This window comes from Microbacterium sp. NPDC087591, from assembly GCF_044743625.1.
In the GTDB taxonomy this organism is placed as follows: Bacteria; Actinomycetota; Actinomycetes; order Actinomycetales; family Microbacteriaceae; genus Microbacterium.
On record NZ_JBIUWU010000001.1, the window covers coordinates 307,921 to 327,741 of the forward strand.

Genomic DNA, 19,821 nt, shown 5'->3' on the forward strand with positions numbered 1-19,821 from the left:
ACGCCGTGAAGGGGTTTGTTAGGACAGTAACCTAACAAAACCACAACGGGGGAACAAGCCCCGTCTGTCCAGGGAGATAACGTTTCGGACTCGACGCCGATCGACGTCATGAAGGTGCACTAATTGTCACCATGACACTAAGATCGATGGCGGAGGTTAAGGTACCAATGACCCGAACCAGTGATATCCGCGTCGCCGTCTCGACGGTCATCCTCACGCTGCGCGCATCGGAGGACGAGGAGCCGGTGCTCGCGCTCCCTCTCGTGCGACGCACCCGCGAGCCGTTCGCGGATCGCTGGGCGCTGCCGGGCGGCTGGCTCACTCACACGGAATCGCCCGTCGACGCCGCCGCGCGCACGCTCGCCGAGACCACCGGCCTGGCGCCGAGCTACCTGGAGCAGCTCTACGCGTTCGGCGCGGTCGACCGCTCCCCCACCCGGGTCGTCTCCCTGGTGTACTGGGCGCTGCTGCGACAGGACGACGTCGTCGCGCAGAGTGCCGCCCACCTCGCCTCGGACCATGCCCCCGAGAACGTGCAGTGGTTCGACATCGATGCCCTCCCGCCGCTCGCGTTCGACCACGCGAAGATCATCGAGTACGCGCTCTGGCGCCTCCGCAACAAGGTCGGCTACAGCCGCGTCGCGCACGGGTTCCTTCCCGCGGAGTTCACGCTCGCCGACCTCCGCGAGGCGTACGAAGCCATCCTCGGCAAACACCTCGACCCGGCGAACTTCCGTCGGCAGGTCGAGTCCACCGGCAACCTCCTCCCCACCGACCGCTTCCGCACGGGAAGCCACCGCCCTGCACGTCTGTACCGCTACAACACCGATGTCGAGCTGGCCGACCGCGGCCCGCTCGGTTCCGAAGAAACGAGCACCCGATGAGCATCACCTTCGTCCCGACCCCCGCGGTTCCTACGATCGACGCCTCGGTCGATCACGCGATCCAGGCGATCGTCAGCGGAGCATCGACCGACGCGACCTGCAGCACCGACCTCGCTGCCGGCCCCTGGGACTTCGACACGCGCCCCGGGTACGGCCCCGGATCGTCGATGGGCGACGTCATCCCGACCGGAGCACCCCGCCAGGGCGAACTCCCCTCCGCGTACCGCGAGGCCGAGGAAGAGGAGCTCCACGAGCGCATCCGCGCCGCGAAGGCGACCCTCGGCGACCGCGTCGTCATCCTCGGCCACTTCTACCAGCGCGAAGAGGTCGTGCGGCACGCGGACTACGTCGGCGACTCGTTCCAGCTGGCGACCGCGGCCAAGGATCGGCCGGATGCCGAGGCCATCGTGTTCTGCGGCGTGCATTTCATGGCCGAGACCGCCGACCTGCTGTCCGGCTCCGACCAGGCCGTCATCCTGCCGAACCTCGCCGCGGGCTGTTCCATGGCCGACATGGCCGACATCGATCAGGTCGAGGAGTGCTGGGAGCAGCTGGCCGAGGTCCTCGGCGACCTCGACGCGGTCGACGCAGACGGGCGCGTGCCCGTGATCCCGGTCACCTACATGAACTCCTCCGCCGCGATCAAGGGCTTCGTCGGTCGGCACGGCGGCATCGTCTGCACGTCGTCGAACGCGCAGACCGTGTTGGAGTGGGCGTTCGCCCGCGGCCGCCGGGTGCTGTTCTTCCCTGACCAGCACCTGGGTCGCAACACGGCCAAGGCGATGGGCGTGCCGCTCGAGCAGATGCCGATGTGGAACCCGCGGCGCGCACTGGGCGGTTCCACGGCCGAGGAGCTCCAGGACTCCCGCGTGATCCTCTGGCACGGCTTCTGCTCCGTGCATCGCCGATTCACGGTGGGCCAGATCGAGCAGGCGCGAGCCGAGCACCCCGGCGTCCGGGTGATCGTGCACCCGGAGTGCCCGATGGAGGTCGTGGACGCCGCCGACGAGGCCGGCTCCACCGACTACATCCGCCGCGCGATCGACGGGGCCACGGAGCCGACGACCTTCGCGATCGGGACCGAGATCAACCTCGTCCGCCGGCTCGCGGCGCAGTACCCGCAGCACCGGATCTTCTGCCTCGACCCGGTCGTATGCCCGTGCTCCACGATGTACCGCATCCACCCCGGCTATCTCGCGTGGACGCTGGAGGAGCTGGTCGCCGGCCGCACCCCGAACCGGATCACGGTGTCGGCAGACGTGGCCGACCCGGCACGTATCGCCCTGGAGCGGATGCTGGCCGCGAAGCCCCCGGTCGTCGACACCACCCGGACTCCGGCCGCGGCGAGCGCGCGATGAACGTGATCGTCGTCGGGTCGGGCATCGCCGGGCTCACCGCGGCGCTGCACGCGCACGAGTCCGGCCACGTCGTCACCCTGGTGACGAAGGGCGCGCTCGGTGACGGCAGCACCGGGTTCGCACAGGGTGGCGTCGCCGGAGTCTACGGCGACGGGGACTCCGCACGACAGCATGCGCGAGACACCCTGGATGCCGGGGCCGGGCTGTCCGATCCCGCCGCGGTGTCGATACTCGTCGCCGAAGGGGCCGCACGGATCGCCGAGCTGATCGCACGGGGTGTGGCCTTCGACCGCTCCCCCGACGGACAACTGCTGCTCGGGCGGGAGGCGGCGCACAGCCACGCCCGTATCGTCCATGCCGGCGGCGACGCCACCGGGGCCGCGATCGCGCGAGCCCTCTCCGCCGCTGTGCGCGCGTCCGGCATCACGGTCGTCGAAGACGCGTTCCTGGTCGATCTCGTGGTCGTCGACGGCGCCGTACGCGGCATCCGCACCCTGGTCGACGGCACCCTTGGCGGACTCGACGCCGAGGCCGTGATCCTCGCGACCGGCGGTGCCGGGCATCTCTACGCCCACACGACGAACCCGGAGGGTACGACCGGCGACGGGATCGCCGCGGCCCTTCGTGCCGGTGCGGACGTGGCCGACCTGGAGTTCGTGCAGTTCCACCCCACGATCCTCGACTCGGCACCCGCGTTCCTCGTCTCGGAAGCCGTGCGCGGCGAAGGGGCGATCCTGATCGACGCCGACGGACGCCGGTTCATGTTCGACGTGCACCCCGACGGCGAGCTCGCTCCGCGTGATGTGGTGTCGCGGGCGATCGCCCGGCAGGCGGCGGCGCAGGGCTCCCCGGTGCGACTGGACGCCACGATGCTGGGGGCAGAGATGTTGGCGAAGCGGTTCCCGACCATCGACCGTGTGACCCGCGAACGGGGGTTCGACTGGGCTCATGAGCCCATCCCCGTGACGCCCGCCGCGCACTACCTGATGGGCGGGATCGTCACCGATCTCGACGGCCGCACCAGCATCCCCGCCCTCTTCGCGGTGGGAGAGGTCGCCAGGACCGGCGTGCACGGGGCCAACCGTCTCGCGTCGAACTCGCTCCTCGAAGGCGCCGTGTTCGGCGCCAGGGCGGCGGCTGCCCTGCGCATGCCCGCGTCTGCCCCGCTGCCGGCACCGACGAGGCGGGGGGACGACCCGTTGCCCGACCGCACCACCACCTCCCCCTTCTCGCGCCCCGCACTGCAGCAGCTGATGTGGGACCACGTCGGTCTGCTCCGCACCGATGACGGGCTGGCGCAGGCCCTCGACGTCATCCGGTCGTGGCGTGCGACCGCCCCTGCCCCGCGCGATGTGGCCGCCCACGAAGACGCCAACCTGCTGCTCCTCGCCGAGGCGACCGTGTCGGCCGCTCTCCGGCGCACCACGTCCGTCGGCGCCCACTTCCGCGAACCCGCCCTGATCGGAGTCTGATGCTCACCGCAGCCACCCTCACCCGCGTCGTCGGCGCCGCTCTGGAGGAGGACGCCCCCTGGGGAGATCTCACCAGCACGACGCTCCTCCCCGCAGACGCCACGGCCACGGCCGACCTGGTCGCCCGCGAAGCCGGTGTGCTCAGCGGCGGCGAGGTCTTCGCTGCCGCCTTCTCCCTGACCGATCCCGCGGTCACCGTCGACAGGCACGTCGGCGACGGGGACCGCTTCGTCCCCGGCGACGTGCTCGCCTCGGTCTCGGGGTCGGCACGGAGCATCCTCACCGCGGAGCGCGTCGCACTCAACTTCGCGCAGCGGATGAGCGGCATCGCCACTCTCACCGCGGCGTACGTCGCGGCGGTCGACGGCACGCGGGCGCGCATCGTCGACACACGCAAGACGACGCCGGGCCTGCGCGCCTTCGAGCGTCATGCCGTGACCTCGGGCGGCGGCCACAATCACCGCTACTCCCTGTCCGATGCCGTCATGGCGAAGGACAACCACCTCGCCGTGATCGCGCGCTCCGGCGCTGATCTGGCCACGGCGCTGCGCGACGCCCTCTCCCGCCTCCCGCACACCGTGCACGTGGTGGTCGAGGTCGACCGGCTCGACCAGATCCCCGCGGTGCTCGACGGCGGAGCGCACACCGTGCTGCTCGACAACTTCTCGATCGAGGACCTGCGCGCAGGCGTCGCCCTGATCGACGGACGCGCGACCACGGAGGCCTCGGGCGGCGTGACCCTCGACACTGTGGGCGACATCGCCCGCACCGGCGTCGACGTGATCTCGGTCGGTGCCCTGACCCACTCCGCGCGGGCCCTGGACCTCGGGCTGGACGTGCGGATCTCCTAGTGCTCTACCTCGACCACGCTGCGACGTCTCCGGTGCGCCCTGAGGTGCTGGAGGCGATGCGCCCCTACCTCACCGAGGTGTTCGGCAATCCGTCCAGTCACCACACCACGGGCGAGGCCGCGGCGAGCGCGCTCGACGACGCCCGCGCGCGCGTCGCCGCGGCACTGGGCGTGCGCACGGGCGATGTGGTCTTCACGGCGGGGGGCACCGAGGCGAACAACCTGGCGGTCAAGGGGATCACCCTGGCGGCGCTCGCCCGTGACCGGCGCCACCTCGTCGTCTCGCCCATCGAGCACGAGTCGATCCTCGAGTCCGCGGAGTATCTGCGGAGGTTCCACGGCGTGCCCGTCACACAGGTCGTCGTCGACTCGCTCGGGCGCATCTCCCCCGATGCCCTCGGCGCCGCACTGCGCGACGACACGGCGCTGGTGTCGCTCGGCCATGCCAACAACGAGATCGGGACCATCCAGGATCTGGCTGCGCTCAGCGCCGTGACCCGAACCGCCGGCGTGCCGCTGCACGTCGACGCGGTGCAATCGGCGGGATGGCTGGATCTGCGCGAACTCGGCGCGGACGCGATCTCGATCGCCGGACACAAGCTCGGTGCCCCCAAGGGCATCGGCGCTCTGGCCGTGCGGGGCAGGGTGCCGCTGGAGCCGCTGCTGCACGGCGGCGGCCAGGAGCGTGGCCGGCGCTCGGGAACCGAGAACGTGGCGGGCGCGGTCGGCCTCGCCACCGCCCTGCAGCTCGCCGAGGCGGAACGCGCGGACGTCACCGCACGCGTCGGCGCGGCGACCGAGCGTTTCATCGCAGAAGTGTGCGCCCGGATCCCCTCCGCGGCGCTCACCGGCGACCCGCAGCGTCGGCTCCCGGCGACGGCGAGCTTCACGTTCGCCGGCACCAGCGGTGAGGCGGTGCTCCTGGAACTCGAGCGGCGCGGCATCGTGTCATCCAGCGGGTCCGCATGCGCTGCGGGCAGCGACGAGCCGTCGCACGTGCTGCTGGCCTGCGGCATCGCACCGGAGATCGCCCAGACCTCGGTGCGGTTCACGTTCGGCCGCACCGCGCTGCCGCCGGATGCGCCCGAGCATCTCGCCGCGCTCGTCGCCGACTCCGTGCGAGCGGTCTCGGGCTGACGATCCGGCCCTAGAATCGGCTGGTGACTGCATCCGATCCGCTCGTGACGATGATCGTCCCCGGGCGTGACATCGCCCCGTTCGCCCCCGCAGCGATCGCGTCGCTGCAGGCGCAGACCGAACCGCGGTGGCGCGCGATCCTGGTCGACGACGGCTCGACGGATGCGACAGGGGCGATCTTCACCGAGGCAGCTGCCACCGATGAGCGGTTCACGGTGGTCCGCCATGAGGCCTCCCGTGGTCTCGGCGCTGCCCGCAACGTCGCGCTCGAACTCGTCGACACGGCGTATCTGGGCTTCCTCGACGGCGACGATGAGCTCACCCCGACGGCACTCGCCCGGCTCGCGGGCACCCTGGCGGAGACCGGCAGCGATTTCGTCGCTGGTGCGTACGTGCGCTCGCGCCCGCACCACGACACGTACGTCGCCGGACGGGTGCAGCCCTGGGTGGCCGCCGCGACCGATCCGGAGCGCCGCCGCACCACGATCCTGCAGCACCCGAACGCCTCGGCGAACATCGTCGCCTGGTCGAAGCTGAGCCGCACCGGCTTCTGGGACGATCTGCGCTTCCCCGAGGGGGTCGCGTACGAAGACCAGATCGTGGCCCAGCTGATGTACACCCGGGCACGCACCTTCGACGTCATCCCCGACGTCGTCGCGCACTGGCGCATCCGCGCCGACGGCACCTCGATCACACAGGGCAAGGCGCAGCTGCCGGTGCTGCGCGACTACCTCACCGCGCTGCGCGGCGGCATCCACGTACTGCGCGATGCCGGCGCCAACGCGGCCGTCACCGCGCGGCTCGACCTCATCATCGCGATGGATGTCCCCCCGCTGCTCGAGATCGCGCTCTCGCACGAGGACCCTGCGTACGCGGCGGAGGTCGACGCCTTCCTCGACGAGCTCCGCGCCCTCCCGGAGTATGCCGACTCCACGCCGGATCCGACACTCGCCGCCGCCCTCTCCTGGTGACCGGCCCGCCCCTCCCACCCCCTCGAGGAGACCGATGAACGACTACCTGGCCGACCTCTTCTCGCTCGAGGGCCGCACCGCGGTCGTCACCGGCGGAAGCTCCGGGATCGGGCGCGGCATCGCGACCGCCCTCGCCCGTGCCGGCGCCGCGACCGTCGTGGTCGCCCGCGGCGAGGACCGCATCACCGACACCGTGCGCGAGCTGCGGGAGCACGGATGCCGCGCGGCCGGCGTCGTCGGCGACCTGAGCACGCGCTCCGGCATCCACGCCGTGGCGGAGGCAGCTGCCGAGCCGTTCGGCGAGCCCGACATCCTGGTCAACTCCGCGGGCATCAACATCCGCCCCGTCTACACCGAGATCACCGAGGCGGATTGGGACGCGACGATGACCGTGAACGCGCTCGCCCCCTTCCTGCTCGGGCAGCGGTACGCGCAGGGCATGGCGGCGCGCGGCTTCGGTCGGCTCATCCACATCAGCTCGCAGCAGGCGCACCGCGCGTTCGTCTCGAGCGGCATCTACGGTGCGTCGAAAGGGACCGTCGAGTCCCTCATGCGCTCCGAGGCCGAGGCGTGGGGCGGCACCGGCGTGACCAGCAACACCCTGGTGCCCGGATTCGTGCTCACCCCGTTGAACGCGCGTCTGCAGGAGGATCCGGAGAAGATCGCGGCGCTGGCCGCGCGGACCATGATCGGTCGCAACGGCCTGCCGAGCGACTTCGCCGGCGCGGCGGTCTTCCTCGCCGGCGCCGGGTCGAGCTACATCACCGGTCATTCGCTGTTCGTCGACGGCGGACTGTCGGTGCACTGAGCCGCACGGTCGCGGGCGTCAGCTCTCGTCGGGGTACACGCGGGCATCCGCGCGGGGCGTGTTCAGCAGCGGCACCGCAGCCGTGAGCGCGGCCACCGCGTCGGCGCCGGCCGAGTCGATGGGAGCCCGGTCGGCCCGACGCTCCGCGAGCGCCGCGGCCTCACCTCCCGTCACCGCATGCTCCACCGCGGTCTCGGTCGCGAGCACCTGCGACGCCGCCACCTGCTGGGCCGCCAGTTCCGCGTAGAGCCCGCCGTGCGCGAGCAACTCGGCGTGCGTGCCGGACTCCACGATCTGTCCCGCCTCGAGCACGTGGATCACATCGGCTCCCATCACGGTCGACAGCCGATGCGCGATCGACAGGGTCGTTCGTCCGCGCGCCGCCTCGTCGAGCGCGACCTGCACCACGCGCTCCGAGACCGTGTCCAGCGCCGAGGTCGCCTCGTCGAGAAGGAGCACGGGCGGGTCCTTCAACAGCACCCGCGCGATCGCGATGCGCTGCTTCTCGCCGCCCGACAGGCGGTAGCCACGCTCGCCGACGACCGTGTCGTAGCCGTCCTCGAAACCGGCGATGATGTGGTGGATGTTCGCGGCGGTGCACGCGGCGATCAGCTCCTCCTCGGTCGCTTCCGGCTTCGCGTACAGCAGGTTCTCGCGGATCGTCGCGTGGAACAGGTACGTCTCCTGCGACACGATGCCGATGTCGTCGATGATCGACTCCTGCGTGAGGGTGCGTACGTCGGCGCCCGCGAACCGCACGGCTCCCCCGTGGGCCTCGTACAGCCGCGGTGCCAGGTAGAGCACGGTGGTCTTCCCGGCACCGGAGGGACCGACGAACGCGACGTGCTGCCCCGGCTCCGCGACGAACGACACACCCTGCAGGGTCGGACGGGCGTCGGGCGACGCGTCCGGATACCGGAACACGACGTCGTCGAACTCGATGCGCCCGCGAGGCCCGGGCGCATCACGCACGCTGATCGCATCCGGCGCATCCTCGATCTCCGGCACCAGGTCGAGGTACTCGAAGATGCGCGCGAACAGGGCCGACGAGGTCTGCAGGTCGAGCGACACGCGCATCAGGCCCATCAGCGGCTGCAGCAGTCGCGCCTGCACCGTGGTGAACGCGACCACGGTGCCGGCGGTGATCGCTCCGGCCCCACCGGCGATGAGGTACCCCGACACCAGGTAGATCACCGCGGGGACGCTCGCCATCAGCACCTGGACCACCGCGAAGAACCCCTGGCCGCTCATCGCCCTGCGCACTTGCAGCTTCACCTGGTTACGGTTCTCCGCCTGGTATCGCTCGGACTCGGTGCGCTGCCGGTTGAACGACTTCGACAGCAGCATGCCCGAGACGCTGAGCGTCTCCTGTGTGATCGAGGTGAGCTCGGAGAGCGACTCCTGCGTCTCACCGGCGATGCGCGCGCGCACCTGCCCGACACGGCGCTGCACGATGACGAGGAACGGCATCAGGATGACCGCGATGAGAGTGAGACGCCAGTCGATCAGGATCATCGCGACGAGCGACGCGATGACGGTGACCACATTGCCGAGGATGCTGGTCACGGTGTTCGTGAGCACACCGGACACACCGCCCACATCGTTCTGCAGCCGCGATTGGATGACACCCGTCTTGGTACGCGTGAAGAATCCGAGCTCCATCGCCTGCAGGTGCTCGAACAGCCGCACCCGCAGGTCGCCTGTGACGCTGTTGCCCACCGTGGAGGTGAGCCAGGTCTGGGCGACCCCGAGCGCCGCCGAGAACAAGAAGAGGGCCACCATGCCCACCACGAGCCAGATGAGCAGGTCGATGTGCGGACCGCCTCCGGCGACGGGGAACAGCGCGTCGTCGAAGATCCGCTGCACGATGAGCGGCGGGATAACGGCGATGGCCGCGCCGACGATGACCAGCACGCCGGTGAACAGGATCCGGGTGCGATACGCCTGGAAGAGACCCATGACGCGGGCGCCCAGCCCGCTGATGCGCGGCGCCTCGGCGTTCAGCCTGCGCTGCGCGCTCTCGTCGACGCCGCGGAACCCGCCGCGTCCGCCACCCATTCCGCCGCCCATGCTCATGTCGACAGCGTAGTCATGCCCCCGGACCCAGGGGTTCCGGCATCTGCTGACGGCGGAATCGGGCAGATCCGGAATGAAATGTCCGACCCTATGGTTACGCTGAAAGACTCTCGCGAACTCTCGCGCACCTTCCTCCCTCTCTTCTGTGCCTAGGAGGCCGCATGTCCGCTGTCGACACCGGTTCGATCACGACCCCCACTCCCGCGGGAGGAACCATCTCGCGCTCCGACATGCGCGTGATCTGGCTCCTGCTGGTCGCGGCATTCGTCGCCATCCTCAACGAGACCACGATGGGGATCGCGATTCCGCACCTCAACGCGGATCTCGGCATCCCGCCCGAGCTGGGCCAGTGGCTGACGAGCGCATTCATGCTGACGATGGCCGTGGTCATCCCGACGACCGGCTTCATCCTCCAGCGCTTCACCACCCGTCAGGTGTTCATCGCCGCGATGGTGGCGTTCTCGCTGGGTACACTCGTGGCGCTCGTCGCGCCCGGATTCACGGTGCTCCTCGTCGGTCGCGTGATCCAGGCGGCCGGAACCGGCATCATGATGCCGCTGCTCATGACGACGATCATGAACGTGGTGCCGCCGCAGTCGCGCGGACGCATGATGGGCCGTGTGGGCCTGGTCATCTCGCTCGCCCCGGCGATCGGCCCGACGCTCGCCGGCGCCGTGCTCGAGACCCTCAACTGGCGCGCACTGTTCGCGATCATCCTGCCCATCGCGCTCATCGCTCTCGCCATGGGCGCGAAGTGGATGACGAACCTGGGCGAGACCCGCCAGGTGCCGCTCGACATCCTGTCGATCCCGCTCGCAGCCCTCGGCTTCGGCGGCATCGTGTTCGGTCTCAGCCAGTTCGGCGGCGAGGGCGGATCGGGCGAGACCGCCGGCATCATCGCTCTGGTGGTCGGTGCGGTGTCTCTCGGGCTCTTCGTGTGGCGTCAGCTCCTGCTGCAGCGCGTGGACGACGCGCTGCTCGACCTGCGCGTGTTCCGCTCGGGGAACTTCACCTTCTCGGTCATCATCATGACGATCCTCGCGCTGTCGATGTTCGGCACGCTCACGCTGCTCCCCCAGTACCTGCAGAACGTGGCCGGTCTCAACGCGCTCCAGTCCGGCCTGATCCTGCTTCCCGGTTCGGTGCTCATGGGTCTGCTCGGACCGGTGATGGGCCGGGTGTACGACGCACGTGGCACGCGCCCCCTGCTGATCCCCGGCACCATGCTGGTATCTGCGGCGCTGTTCTACTACTCGACGGTCGGCGAGCACACCGTGTGGTGGGTGCTGATCATCGTGCAGGCGGCCATGTCGGTGGGACTGGCGATGTCGTTCACCCCGCTGTTCTCGGCCTCGCTCGGATCGCTCCAGCGCTCGCTCTACTCGCACGGTTCCGCAGTGCTCAACACGCTGCAGCAGGTGGGCGGGGCGGCGGGAGTCGCATTGCTCACCGTGACCTACTCGGCGATCCTGCACGCGGGCGAGAACGAAGGACTCGCGACTGCCGCGGCCGGAGCTCCCGGTGCGCGCATGGCGTTCCTCATCGCGGCGATCATCTCGCTCGCGGCCGTCGCGCTGAGCCCGTTCGTCCGCAAGCCCGCAGACGACGCCGGCGAGTTCCACGGCGGTCACTGACCGTACGGTCGACCATCCGGCGGTGGCGGCTGCTGCCTACTGCGTCTTCGGCGCAGGCAGGTGGCAGACGCCACCGCTGCAGTAGCCGACGGCATCGGCGTCGAGAAGGTTCAGAGCGTCCGGGAGCGGCTGCAACCCGAGGGGTGCTTCCTGCTCCGTCACAGGCTGCTGCGTCTTCTTCATCCCTCGATCGTACGCCTGTCCCCGGTGGGTGGCTCCGCACAGCGATCAGCGGCGCTGATCACCTACGGTTGAGGGATGCTCCGACGCTCCCTCGCCCGCCTGTACTGGGCACTCAGCCGCTGGACTCTCGTCGGCCACGATGCCGTCCCGACCAGACCCACGATCCTCATCGGAGCCCCGCACACGTCCAACTGGGACTTCGTGCTGATGCTCGCGATCTCCTGGCGGCTCGGGATCGATGTGCACTGGCTCGGCAAGAAGAGCCTCTTCCGCGGCTGGCGCGGGCCGATCATGCGCCGCCTCGGCGGTGTCGCGGTCGACCGGGCCGATCCGGGCCGGGTCGTCGCAGAGGTCGTGAGCCAGGTCCACGCCGGACACGTCTTCGGCCTCGTGATCACCCCGGACGGAACCCGCGGCGGTAACGAGTACTGGAAGTCCGGCTTCTACCGGATCGCCCGGGAGACCGGGATGCCGGTGACGCTGTGCTTCGTCGACCGCACCACCATGACGACCGGACTCGGCCCGACTCTCGAGCTGACCGGCGACGTCGGCGCCGACATGGACAGCATCCGCGCTTTCTACGCCGACAAGGCCGGTCTGCGTCCTGAGCGACGCACGGTGCCCCGGCTGCGCGAGGAGACCGCACCCCCGACCGCTCCGGATCAGGCCTGAGCGGTCGAGCACGGCGGCGTTCAGTCGACGGCTTCGCTCTGGGTGCGTGCGAAGTCGAGATCCTCGTCGGACAGCGTCTCCTGCATGCCGACGACCGCTCCGGTGATCTCGCGGATCTCTGCGCGGACCTTCTCGGTCAGCTGGGCCGACCCGCTGTCCGCCACCTCGTGTCGCGCGTCGATCGACAGGTGCGGCCACCATTCGTGGATGGGCGGAAGGGTCATGTCATCTCCTTTGTTCTGGTGAAGCAGGCGGCTAGACAGCACGGAAGCACGCGCACGAGACTGGGCTCATGACAGTCGAAGGCCGAGAGCCGGAACCGCCCCTCCGCGACGATCGTGTCGACGGGCGCGACGAGACCCCGAATGAACGGGCCGATCGCAACTGGGACGAGCTGATGCAGGAGCTCCGCGTCATGCAGACGGGCACGCAGATCCTCACCGGATTCCTGCTCGCCGTCGCCTTCCAGCCCCGCTTCACCGATATGGACGAGTTGCAGCGCGACCTGTACGTCGTCCTCGTCGCCCTCGCTGCCATCGCCACGATCCTGGCGCTCGCCCCGGTCGGGCTACACCGTGCACTGTTCGGCCGCCGACGCAAGCCCGACCTCGTGCGCGTCGCGGCGCGCATCGTCAAGATCGACCTGGTCGTGATCGCCGCCCTGACCGTGGGCGTGACCACGCTTATCGTCGACTTCACGGTGAACCGCACCGCGGGCATCGTGGCGTTGATCGCAGCCGTCGTGGTCATCGCAGCACTGTGGTTGGCGTTGCCGCGCGCGGTGCGCCGTTCACTGCGGCGGGACGTGCCGCCGCAGTGAACGGATCTCCGACGCCGCCGGACAAGGTCGCCGCCGTCAGCGTCCTGCCGGGGTGCGGTTCTCGGCGCTGACCATCCACGCGAACTGTTCGAGGCGTTCGATCACCGCGTGCAGGATATCGGCGGAGGTCGGGTCCTCCTCGTCGACCGCGTCGTGGACTTCGCGCATCGTCGAGATGGCGGCCTCGAGCCGCTCGGTGATGAGGTCGACGGTGTCGGATGTCGACACCTCTCCCGCGGGGAACTCGGGAAGCGACGTCGTCTCGGCGATGGTGTCGCTGCGCCCGTCCGGCACCGCATGCAGCGCGCGCATCCGCTCGGCGACCGTGTCACTGAAGGCGCGCGCGTCGTCGATGATCTCGTCGAGCTGTCGGTGGGTGTCGCGGAAGTTCCGCCCGACCACATTCCAGTGCGCCTGCTTGCCCTGCAGCGCGAGCTCCAGGAGGTCGACGAGCACGGACTGCAGGTTGCCCGCCAAGGTGGCGGACGCCGTGAAGCCCTTCTCGGCGTTCTGACGCCGGGTGGTCTTCGCTCCGCGCTTCGCGGCAGTCGTCTTCGTGGTCTTGCTGGTATCAGCCATGGTGTTGCCTCCTGGGTGCACCCTAGGCCGCCTTCCCCGGCGCACCGAGGGGGTTGACAGGCACCGGCCGCAACCCCGAGGGTGGCGCACGTGAACACGACATCGCCTGGACCTGACATCACCATCGACGAGCTCGACGAGAGCGGAGCGGGTGAGCTGCTGACACTGCAGCGTGCGGCCTTCGTCTCGGAAGCCCAGATCTACGGCAGCGCCGACATGCCGCCGCTCACCCAGACCCTGGAGCAGGTGCGCGCCGAGCTCCGCGAAGGCGACGCGCTGGGTGCGCGACGCGAGGGACGGCTCGTCGGAGCGATCCGCTTCCGCATGGACGGCGAGACTCTCCTCATCGGCCGCATCGCCGTCGCCCCCGATCAGCAGGGAGAGGGCGTGGGTCGACTGCTGCTCGAAGCGGCGGAACGGCGCAGCGGAGCCGGCCAGGCCGAGCTGTTCACGGGGAGCCTGAGCGAAGCGAACATCCGTCTCTATGAAAGCTGCGGCTATGCGGTGAGCGAGCGCGTTCCCGATGGCGACGGCACAGAGCAGGTATTCATGCGCAAGCGTCTTCGGCCGTGACCGGCGCCACCGGCCGCCCGCATCCACTCCCGGTGGGAGAACCATAAGAATCGACTGGATTCGGTTGAACCCGGGCGCACTCTCGGGAATCGTGGCCCGGACATGTCGCGACCGTGGCATGCCCCAACCGGAAGGAGAGTCTCGTGCTCACCCTCACCGACAACGCCACCGCCATCGTCACCACGCTCGTCACCCGTCAGAGCGAGGCACCGGATGCGGGACTCCGCATCCACTCGACCGCCGCGCAGGAGCCGGGTGGCGGCGCCCGTCTCGCCGTGCTCGTGACGACCGACCCGGAGCCGGAGGACCAGATCGTCGAGGTCTCCGGAACCCGCCTCTTCCTCGACGAGGCCGCATCTGCCGCGCTGGAGGACAAGATCCTCGACGCCGGCGTCGATGACGAGGGCTCCGTGTCGTTCGCCGTGCTCCCGAAGGTGGCCTGACGCAGGATTCCGGATGCCGCGGCCCCCTGGGGTCGCGGCATCCGTGCTGTCTGCGAGCTGTCGCCGCGGCCCCGCCGCGACGATCACGCCGGCGGCGGGTTCGGGTCCGTGATCTGGACGGTCGCCGACACGTCGCAGCCGGGAGTGAGGAGCACCACGTCGAGAGAAGCCGTCTCCCCGGGGTCGCCTCCGACGAGATCCATCTCGTAGGTGCCGCCGTTCAGTGCCACGACGCCGGTCTTCACGGGGAAGCCCCACCCGTAGTAGAAGAAGTTCCCCCGAACGTGAACTGCACCTCGGCGTTCGGATCGCCGCCGAGCAGGGCGAAAGTCACCTTCAGCAGGCTGATCCCGTCGCCCTCGCTGAAGTACGGCTCCATGGAGACGAGGAGGGAGCCGCACACGTCCCCCACCGACGCCGCAGCGAGCGGCCGAGGGCGAGACCGAGGCGTTCGACCTCCCTTCGGGGTCATGGCATGCGCGCGGCCGGCCTGTCGCTGCCGAGATCCTGGTCGGCGCGCGAGGGCGCGTCCGCGTACCCTGGAGACTGCCTCGTACCGCGCGAGGCGCTGAAGGGTCCCCGTGAAGATCGCTCTCCTGCGCCGCTATGTCGTCCTTGCGGACACTCTGCACTTCCCTCGCGCCGCCGAGCAGCTCGGCATCCCGCTCGCGTCGCTCTACACGTCGCTCGACAAACTCGAGGAAGAACTCGGGCATGCGCTGATCCATCGCGAGGGGACCCCGCGCCTGACCCACGTCGGCGAGCTGTTCCTCGAAGAGGCGCGCGCCACCGTGGCAGCCGCACCGCCGCCCGCTCCCAAGACCGTCGCCCCGGCCGGCGGCAAGGCCAAGGCCTCGAAGGGACGTGGGCGCGCTCCGATCGTCAAAGGCCAGCCCAAGCCCTACAAGAAGCGCCAGGGGCGCTGACCCGCTAGCCCTCCGTGACCCGGCCCTGCTCGACCTGCCAGCGGCGATCGATGCGGACCGTGTCGAGCATGCGGCGATCGTGCGTGACGAGCAGCAGCGTCCCCTCGTACGACTCGAGAGCCTGTTCCAGCTGCTCGATCGCTGGCAGGTCGAGGTGGTTGGTCGGTTCGTCGAGGACCAGCAGGTTGACGCCGCGGGCCTGCAGCAGCGCCAGGGCCGCACGAGTCCGCTCCCCCGGAGACAGTTCGCCGACCGGACGCGTGACGTGGTCGGCGCGCAGACCGAACTTCGCCAGCAGAGTGCGCACCTCCCCGGACGCCATCTCCGGCACCAGCGCCTCGAAGGCGTCGGCGAGCGGCGCGCTCCCCACCAGCAGCGAGCGCGCCTGATCGATCTCGCCGATCTCGACGCTGGCCCCCAGGCTCGCGCTGCCCTCGTCCGGCGTCTGACGCCCGAGCAGAGCGCGCAGGAGCGTGGACTTGCCGGCACCGTTCGGCCCGGTGATCCCGATCCGGTCCCCCGCGTTGACCTGCAGCGACACGGGGCCGAGCGTGAACGACCCCTGGTTCAGCACGGCGGAGCTCAACGTCGACACGACGGAGCTCGAACGGGGCGCACTGCCGATCGTGAACTCCAGCTGCCACTCCTTGCGCGGCTCCTCGACCTCGTCCAGCCGAGCGATCCTGCTCTCCATCTGGCGCACCTTCTGCGCCTGCTTCTCGCTCGACTCCGCTGACGCCTTGCGCTTGATCTTGTCGTTGTCCGGCGACTTCTTCATGGCGTTGCGCACGCCCTGGCTCGACCACTCCCGCTGCGTACGGGCGCGCGCCACGAGGTCGGCCTTCTTGTCGGCGAACTCGTCGTACTTCTCGCGCAGGTGGCGGCGCAGGGTCGCGCGCTCCTCCAGGTAGGCCTCGTAGCCTCCGCCGTACACCCGGTTCGTCCCCTGAGCGAGATCCAGCTCCAGCACGCGCGTCACTGCTCGGGCCAGGAACTCGCGGTCGTGGCTGACCAGCACTGCGCCGCCGCGCAGTCCGCGCACGAAGGCTTCGAGGCGTTCGAGACCGTCCAGATCGAGGTCGTTCGTCGGTTCGTCGAGGAGCACGATGTCGAAGCGCGAGAGCAGGAGGGCGGCGAGTCCGACGCGGGCGGCCTGTCCCCCGGAGAGGTCCGTCATCCGGGCGTGCACGGCGGAGCCGGCATCGAGTTCGAGCCCGAGCTCCGCCAGCACGACGGGGATCCGTTCGTCGAGATCGGCCGCGCCGCTGGCCAGCCAGCGATCCAGTGCCGTCGAGTACACGTCCGCGGGATCGGTGCCGTCGGCAGCCAGCGATGGGTCGGCGAGTGCTGCCGCGGCGGCATCCATGTCGTTCGTCGCCTGCGCACATCCGGTACGACGGCCGATGTATGCGGCGACCGTCTCGCCGACGACGCGTTCATGCTCCTGCGGCAACCATCCGACGAAGGCATCGGACGGAGCCAGCGAGACCGAGCCGGCCGCCGGGGCATCCACACCCGCCAGCAGCCGCAGCAGCGTCGATTTGCCCGCGCCGTTGGCTCCCACGACGCCGACCACGTCGCCCGGCGCGACCGTCAGATCGAGGGAGTCGAAGAGGATGCGGTGACCGTAGCCACCGGCCACGTTCTGGGCGACGAGGGTTGCGGTCATCAGACCATCCTCTCAGGCGTCGCGGGCTCCCGATTCCCGGGCGCCCGTCAGAGGCGCACCCGGTCGTGGGTCGCGATCGCGAACTCCTGGCCCGGATAGCGGAGTCCGGAGAAGTACATGTTCGTGTGGGCGACGATCTGCTCGCCGGAGATCACGACGCCGTCCCATTCCGTGTCCACCGTGGTGTGCGCATCGCTCACCAGCGTCACGTCGTACCCCTCCGCCGCCGCGCGCTGCGTCGTGGTGCGCACGCAGAAGTCCGACTGCGCGCCGGTGATCACGAGACGCGTCGCGCCCAGCGCATCCAGCGTCTCGCGCAGCGTCGTGTCGGCGAAGGAGTCGCGATAGCTCTTGCGGACGAGAGGTTCACCCTCGGTGCGCTGGAGCGGTGCCGCGAGCTCCCACCCCGGCGTGCCCACGCCCACGGGGTCGTGGTGCACCCAGACGACGGGGACCTCCGACGCCCGCGCACGCTCGACCAGCGCCGCTGCGCGTGCCAGGACGCCGTGCTCGTCGAAGCATCCCGGCGTCACTCCGGCCTGCAGGTCGATGGCGAGGACGACGGTGCGCTCCGGCGCTGCCATCGTGGTCAGTCCCAGTCCAGGTACTCCTCGATGATCACTCCGGTCTCGATCGGGTGATGCATCGGGAAGAGGTGGTCTCCGGCGATCGTCTTGATGCTCGATCGGTCAGGCACCGTTGCCTGCAGACGCTCGGCATTCGCGGCGGGAGTATCGACGTCTTCGGTCCCCTGAACGATCAGCACGGGGATGGCCGGGGCCACCGCGATGTCCACGTCTTCGACGCCGAGCAGCAGGAGGCCGTTGGCTCGGTCGACGTGCGCGGCGACCAGCGCACGCGCGATGGTGCCACCGAATCCGTGGCCCCCGACCCAGGTGTCGTCGATGCCGACGTGGTCGATCACGGCGAGGACATCCGCGACACGCTCGTCGAGCGTCGCCTCACCGTCGGCGCGGTGGCCGACACGGAGCACGTGGAAGCCCGCCTCTTCGGCGAGGTAGTGGGCGGCGACGCTCAGCACGTCGGCGGCGAGCCCCTGCTCCTGGATCAGCACCAGCTTGACGGGGCCGTCGCCCTCGTCCACGAAGGGGATCGCGCGTCCATCGGGTTCGAAGATCTGGGTGTCGACCATTCTCAGCAGTCTCCTCGCGGTGTCGTTGTCGGGGCGCTCGGTCTGCGTCCCCGAAGCCTCAGGTGCCCCGCACGGAACGGCCGCTCTCGAATCGCGAAGGACCCGATCTGGCCCTTTCCAGCGGTTCGGCGGGCGTCTGCGCGGTTCCCCGCAGGCCAGACGCACCGTGTCCAGCGTATCCCGCCCCCGCCGCGACCCGCATCCGGGAGTTCTCGGTCGGGCGCGTTCAGGAGGAGTTCGCCGGCTCGGGAGGAGCATCCACGCGAATTCCTCCGCCCCGCGCGGAGTTCTCCTCCCGAGCGTCGCTGCCGATGTCGCCTGCGCCTAGACTCGTGGCCTCAGCACCGCGTGCAGATCGGCGAAAGGATGGCGGATGACCGACACCGCACTCTCGACGATCGCGGCGACGCTCTACGCCGGGCCGCCGGGCGACTTCATCTCCGCGCGCGACGCCCGGGCGAAGGCCGCGGACGACCGCGAACTGGCCGCGCAGATCAAGGCGCTGCGCAAGCCGTCGGTCGCGGCATGGGTGGTCAACCTGTTCGCGCAGGAGCGCACGGCCCAGCTCGCGGAGGCCCTCCGGCTGGCAGAGGAGTTGCGGGAGGCCCAGGCTGACCTCGACGCCGTCACGCTCGCGAAGCTCGGGCGTGAGCGGCGCACGCTCACCCGCCGTCTCGCGCAGAACGCCACCGAGCTCGCGACGTCGCGTGGCGAGCGCATCACCGCCTCCACGCTGGACGCGGTCGAGCGGACGATCTCCGCGGCCTTCTTCGACCCGGATGCCGCGGCGGCGGTCGCGTCGGGACGATTGGTGCGCGAGCTCGATCCGTCGGAGTCCGTGGATCTGGGCGCCGCTGTCGGAGGCGGCACTCCCGAGGCCCCCGCCCCGGCGGCCGTTCCTGCCGACGAGGTCAGCGCGCGTCGGGAACGTCGAACCGCCGAGCGAGCGCTGCACGATGCCGAGCAGGCACGAGAGCGCGCCGAGCGCGATCACAAGCAGGCAGAGAAGGCGCACAGCGACGCGGCGGCTCGTGTGCAGTCGCTCGATACCCGAGTGGCCGAGCTCGAGAAGGAACTCGCGCAGACGACGAAGGATGCGGCGCGTGCACGCACGGCTGCAGCCGCGACGGCCGAAAGCGAAGCCTCAGCCGCCGCTCACCTCGCCGACGCCGAGCGGGATGAGAGCGCGGCGAAGGATGCGCTGGACGCGCTCATTCGGGCGCAGTCCTCGTAGAGTCGCCCGGGCCTGAGGAGGAGGGCCTCGTCCGCCACAGCACGAAGCTGACGCCGACGAAGACGAGAAGAACGGCGCTCGCGATGAACGCGATGAGGACCAACTCCGTTATCGCTCCGCTGCGAAGCCAGAGCAAGAATGGCGAGATCACCGACACGACGACGAGAAGGATCGCGCCGACTCGCGAGTAAGGGGCGTTTCCGGACCTCGCCCGCAGGCGGAGCGTGACGATGATCAGAGCGAGCACGATCACCACCGCACATCCGATGACGAACATCGCCGAGACATCCGTCGGCACCGGTCCCCGTTTGGAGATACCGGCTCCCGCGAAGAACATGACCAGGGGCGCCACCGGGAAGACCCAGGATGCGAGGTCGAG

At 70.0% G+C, this 19,821-nt stretch carries 24 protein-coding genes; 14 read left to right on the forward strand and 10 right to left on the reverse strand.

Annotation, left to right across the window (positions count from 1 at the left end):
• Positions 1-167: 167 nt before the first annotated feature.
• From ACIOVG_RS01415 to ACIOVG_RS01445, 7 genes are read left to right on the forward strand one after another with little or no spacing between them, the layout of a single operon-like run.
• Entirely contained in the window at positions 168-884 is a 717-nt protein-coding gene (locus ACIOVG_RS01415) for an NUDIX hydrolase (RefSeq protein WP_400868320.1), read from the forward strand.
• A complete protein-coding gene (nadA, locus tag ACIOVG_RS01420; protein WP_400868322.1) occupies positions 881-2,242 on the forward strand; it encodes a quinolinate synthase NadA in 1,362 nt (453 codons plus the stop codon). The genes ACIOVG_RS01415 and nadA overlap by 4 nt, the downstream gene beginning before the upstream one ends.
• Positions 2,239-3,714: an L-aspartate oxidase gene (gene nadB, locus ACIOVG_RS01425; protein ID WP_400868324.1), complete on the forward strand. Its 1,476-nt coding sequence runs from the start codon at positions 2,239-2,241 to the stop codon at positions 3,712-3,714. Before nadA ends, nadB begins: the two co-directional genes overlap by 4 nt.
• Positions 3,714-4,565, forward strand: coding sequence for a carboxylating nicotinate-nucleotide diphosphorylase (gene nadC / locus ACIOVG_RS01430; RefSeq protein ID WP_400868326.1), 852 nt, complete (start codon positions 3,714-3,716; stop codon positions 4,563-4,565). Before nadB ends, nadC begins: the two co-directional genes overlap by 1 nt.
• The gene (locus ACIOVG_RS01435; RefSeq protein WP_400868328.1) at positions 4,565-5,701 is read left to right on the forward strand and encodes a cysteine desulfurase family protein; all 1,137 of its coding nucleotides are present in this window, start codon (positions 4,565-4,567) and stop codon (positions 5,699-5,701) included. The genes nadC and ACIOVG_RS01435 overlap by 1 nt, the downstream gene beginning before the upstream one ends.
• A gap of 23 nt (positions 5,702-5,724) precedes the next feature.
• A complete protein-coding gene (locus ACIOVG_RS01440) occupies positions 5,725-6,672 on the forward strand; it encodes a glycosyltransferase family 2 protein (RefSeq protein WP_400868330.1) in 948 nt (315 codons plus the stop codon).
• Between the two features lie 34 nt (positions 6,673-6,706).
• On the forward strand, positions 6,707-7,480 hold the full coding sequence (locus ACIOVG_RS01445) for an SDR family NAD(P)-dependent oxidoreductase (RefSeq protein ID WP_400868332.1): 774 nt from the start codon (positions 6,707-6,709) through the stop codon (positions 7,478-7,480).
• A gap of 18 nt (positions 7,481-7,498) precedes the next feature.
• On the opposite strand, the gene ACIOVG_RS01450 is transcribed toward ACIOVG_RS01445, so the two are convergent.
• Positions 7,499-9,550, reverse strand: a complete 2,052-nt coding sequence (locus ACIOVG_RS01450; RefSeq protein WP_400872644.1) for an ABC transporter ATP-binding protein — start codon at positions 9,548-9,550, stop codon at positions 7,499-7,501.
• 167 nt (positions 9,551-9,717) lie between these two features.
• Between ACIOVG_RS01450 and ACIOVG_RS01455 the strand changes: the two genes are divergently transcribed.
• Positions 9,718-11,190, forward strand: a complete 1,473-nt coding sequence (locus tag ACIOVG_RS01455) for a DHA2 family efflux MFS transporter permease subunit (RefSeq protein ID WP_400868334.1) — start codon at positions 9,718-9,720, stop codon at positions 11,188-11,190.
• A gap of 36 nt (positions 11,191-11,226) precedes the next feature.
• Here the strand turns inward: ACIOVG_RS01455 and ACIOVG_RS01460 are convergent, their stop codons facing one another.
• Positions 11,227-11,373: a hypothetical protein gene (locus tag ACIOVG_RS01460; protein ID WP_400868336.1), complete on the reverse strand. Its 147-nt coding sequence runs from the start codon at positions 11,371-11,373 to the stop codon at positions 11,227-11,229.
• Positions 11,374-11,448: 75 nt separating this feature from the next.
• Between ACIOVG_RS01460 and ACIOVG_RS01465 the strand changes: the two genes are divergently transcribed.
• Complete coding sequence (locus tag ACIOVG_RS01465; RefSeq protein ID WP_400868338.1) at positions 11,449-12,045, forward strand: 1-acyl-sn-glycerol-3-phosphate acyltransferase; 597 nt, start codon at positions 11,449-11,451, stop codon at positions 12,043-12,045.
• Between the two features lie 20 nt (positions 12,046-12,065).
• On the opposite strand, the gene ACIOVG_RS01470 is transcribed toward ACIOVG_RS01465, so the two are convergent.
• On the reverse strand, positions 12,066-12,269 hold the full coding sequence (locus ACIOVG_RS01470) for a hypothetical protein (RefSeq protein WP_400868340.1): 204 nt from the start codon (positions 12,267-12,269) through the stop codon (positions 12,066-12,068).
• Positions 12,270-12,337: 68 nt separating this feature from the next.
• On the opposite strand from ACIOVG_RS01470, the gene ACIOVG_RS01475 reads away from it, so the two are divergent.
• Positions 12,338-12,865 (forward strand): DUF6328 family protein, encoded by a 528-nt coding sequence (locus ACIOVG_RS01475; RefSeq protein WP_400868342.1) that lies wholly within the window; start codon positions 12,338-12,340, stop codon positions 12,863-12,865.
• A gap of 36 nt (positions 12,866-12,901) precedes the next feature.
• On the opposite strand, the gene ACIOVG_RS01480 is transcribed toward ACIOVG_RS01475, so the two are convergent.
• A complete protein-coding gene (locus ACIOVG_RS01480; protein ID WP_400868344.1) occupies positions 12,902-13,444 on the reverse strand; it encodes a Dps family protein in 543 nt (180 codons plus the stop codon).
• Between the two features lie 90 nt (positions 13,445-13,534).
• Between ACIOVG_RS01480 and ACIOVG_RS01485 the strand changes: the two genes are divergently transcribed.
• Together ACIOVG_RS01485 and ACIOVG_RS01490 are read left to right on the forward strand one after the other, a co-directional pair.
• Positions 13,535-14,017, forward strand: coding sequence for a GNAT family N-acetyltransferase (locus ACIOVG_RS01485; RefSeq protein ID WP_400868346.1), 483 nt, complete (start codon positions 13,535-13,537; stop codon positions 14,015-14,017).
• Positions 14,018-14,160: 143 nt separating this feature from the next.
• On the forward strand, positions 14,161-14,460 hold the full coding sequence (locus tag ACIOVG_RS01490) for a Fe-S cluster assembly protein HesB (RefSeq protein WP_400868348.1): 300 nt from the start codon (positions 14,161-14,163) through the stop codon (positions 14,458-14,460).
• A gap of 83 nt (positions 14,461-14,543) precedes the next feature.
• Here the strand turns inward: ACIOVG_RS01490 and ACIOVG_RS01495 are convergent, their stop codons facing one another.
• Both ACIOVG_RS01495 and ACIOVG_RS01500 read right to left on the reverse strand, forming a co-directional pair.
• Positions 14,544-14,705, reverse strand: coding sequence for a hypothetical protein (locus ACIOVG_RS01495; protein WP_400868350.1), 162 nt, complete (start codon positions 14,703-14,705; stop codon positions 14,544-14,546).
• Entirely contained in the window at positions 14,702-14,863 is a 162-nt protein-coding gene (locus ACIOVG_RS01500; protein ID WP_400868352.1) for a hypothetical protein, read from the reverse strand. Before ACIOVG_RS01500 ends, ACIOVG_RS01495 begins: the two co-directional genes overlap by 4 nt.
• 178 nt (positions 14,864-15,041) lie before the next feature.
• Between ACIOVG_RS01500 and ACIOVG_RS01505 the strand changes: the two genes are divergently transcribed.
• On the forward strand, positions 15,042-15,386 hold the full coding sequence (locus tag ACIOVG_RS01505) for a LysR family transcriptional regulator (RefSeq protein WP_400868354.1): 345 nt from the start codon (positions 15,042-15,044) through the stop codon (positions 15,384-15,386).
• A gap of 4 nt (positions 15,387-15,390) precedes the next feature.
• Here ACIOVG_RS01505 and abc-f read toward each other — a convergent pair whose 3' ends face one another.
• Genes abc-f through ACIOVG_RS01520 form a run of 3 tightly spaced genes read right to left on the reverse strand, consistent with a single transcriptional unit; the run spans position 15,391 to position 18,208 of the window.
• Complete coding sequence (abc-f, locus tag ACIOVG_RS01510) at positions 15,391-17,055, reverse strand: ribosomal protection-like ABC-F family protein (protein ID WP_400868356.1); 1,665 nt, start codon at positions 17,053-17,055, stop codon at positions 15,391-15,393.
• Between the two features lie 47 nt (positions 17,056-17,102).
• Complete coding sequence (locus ACIOVG_RS01515) at positions 17,103-17,639, reverse strand: isochorismatase family protein (RefSeq protein WP_400868358.1); 537 nt, start codon at positions 17,637-17,639, stop codon at positions 17,103-17,105.
• Positions 17,640-17,644: 5 nt separating this feature from the next.
• Complete coding sequence (locus tag ACIOVG_RS01520; RefSeq protein WP_400868360.1) at positions 17,645-18,208, reverse strand: alpha/beta fold hydrolase; 564 nt, start codon at positions 18,206-18,208, stop codon at positions 17,645-17,647.
• Between the two features lie 373 nt (positions 18,209-18,581).
• Here ACIOVG_RS01520 and ACIOVG_RS01525 point away from each other — a divergent pair, with 373 nt between their 5' ends.
• Entirely contained in the window at positions 18,582-19,442 is an 861-nt protein-coding gene (locus ACIOVG_RS01525) for a transposase (protein ID WP_400868362.1), read from the forward strand.
• On the opposite strand, the gene ACIOVG_RS01530 is transcribed toward ACIOVG_RS01525, so the two are convergent.
• Positions 19,420-19,719: a hypothetical protein gene (locus tag ACIOVG_RS01530; protein ID WP_400868364.1), complete on the reverse strand. Its 300-nt coding sequence runs from the start codon at positions 19,717-19,719 to the stop codon at positions 19,420-19,422. The genes ACIOVG_RS01525 and ACIOVG_RS01530 overlap by 23 nt on opposite strands.
• Between the last annotated feature and the right edge of the window lie 102 nt (positions 19,720-19,821).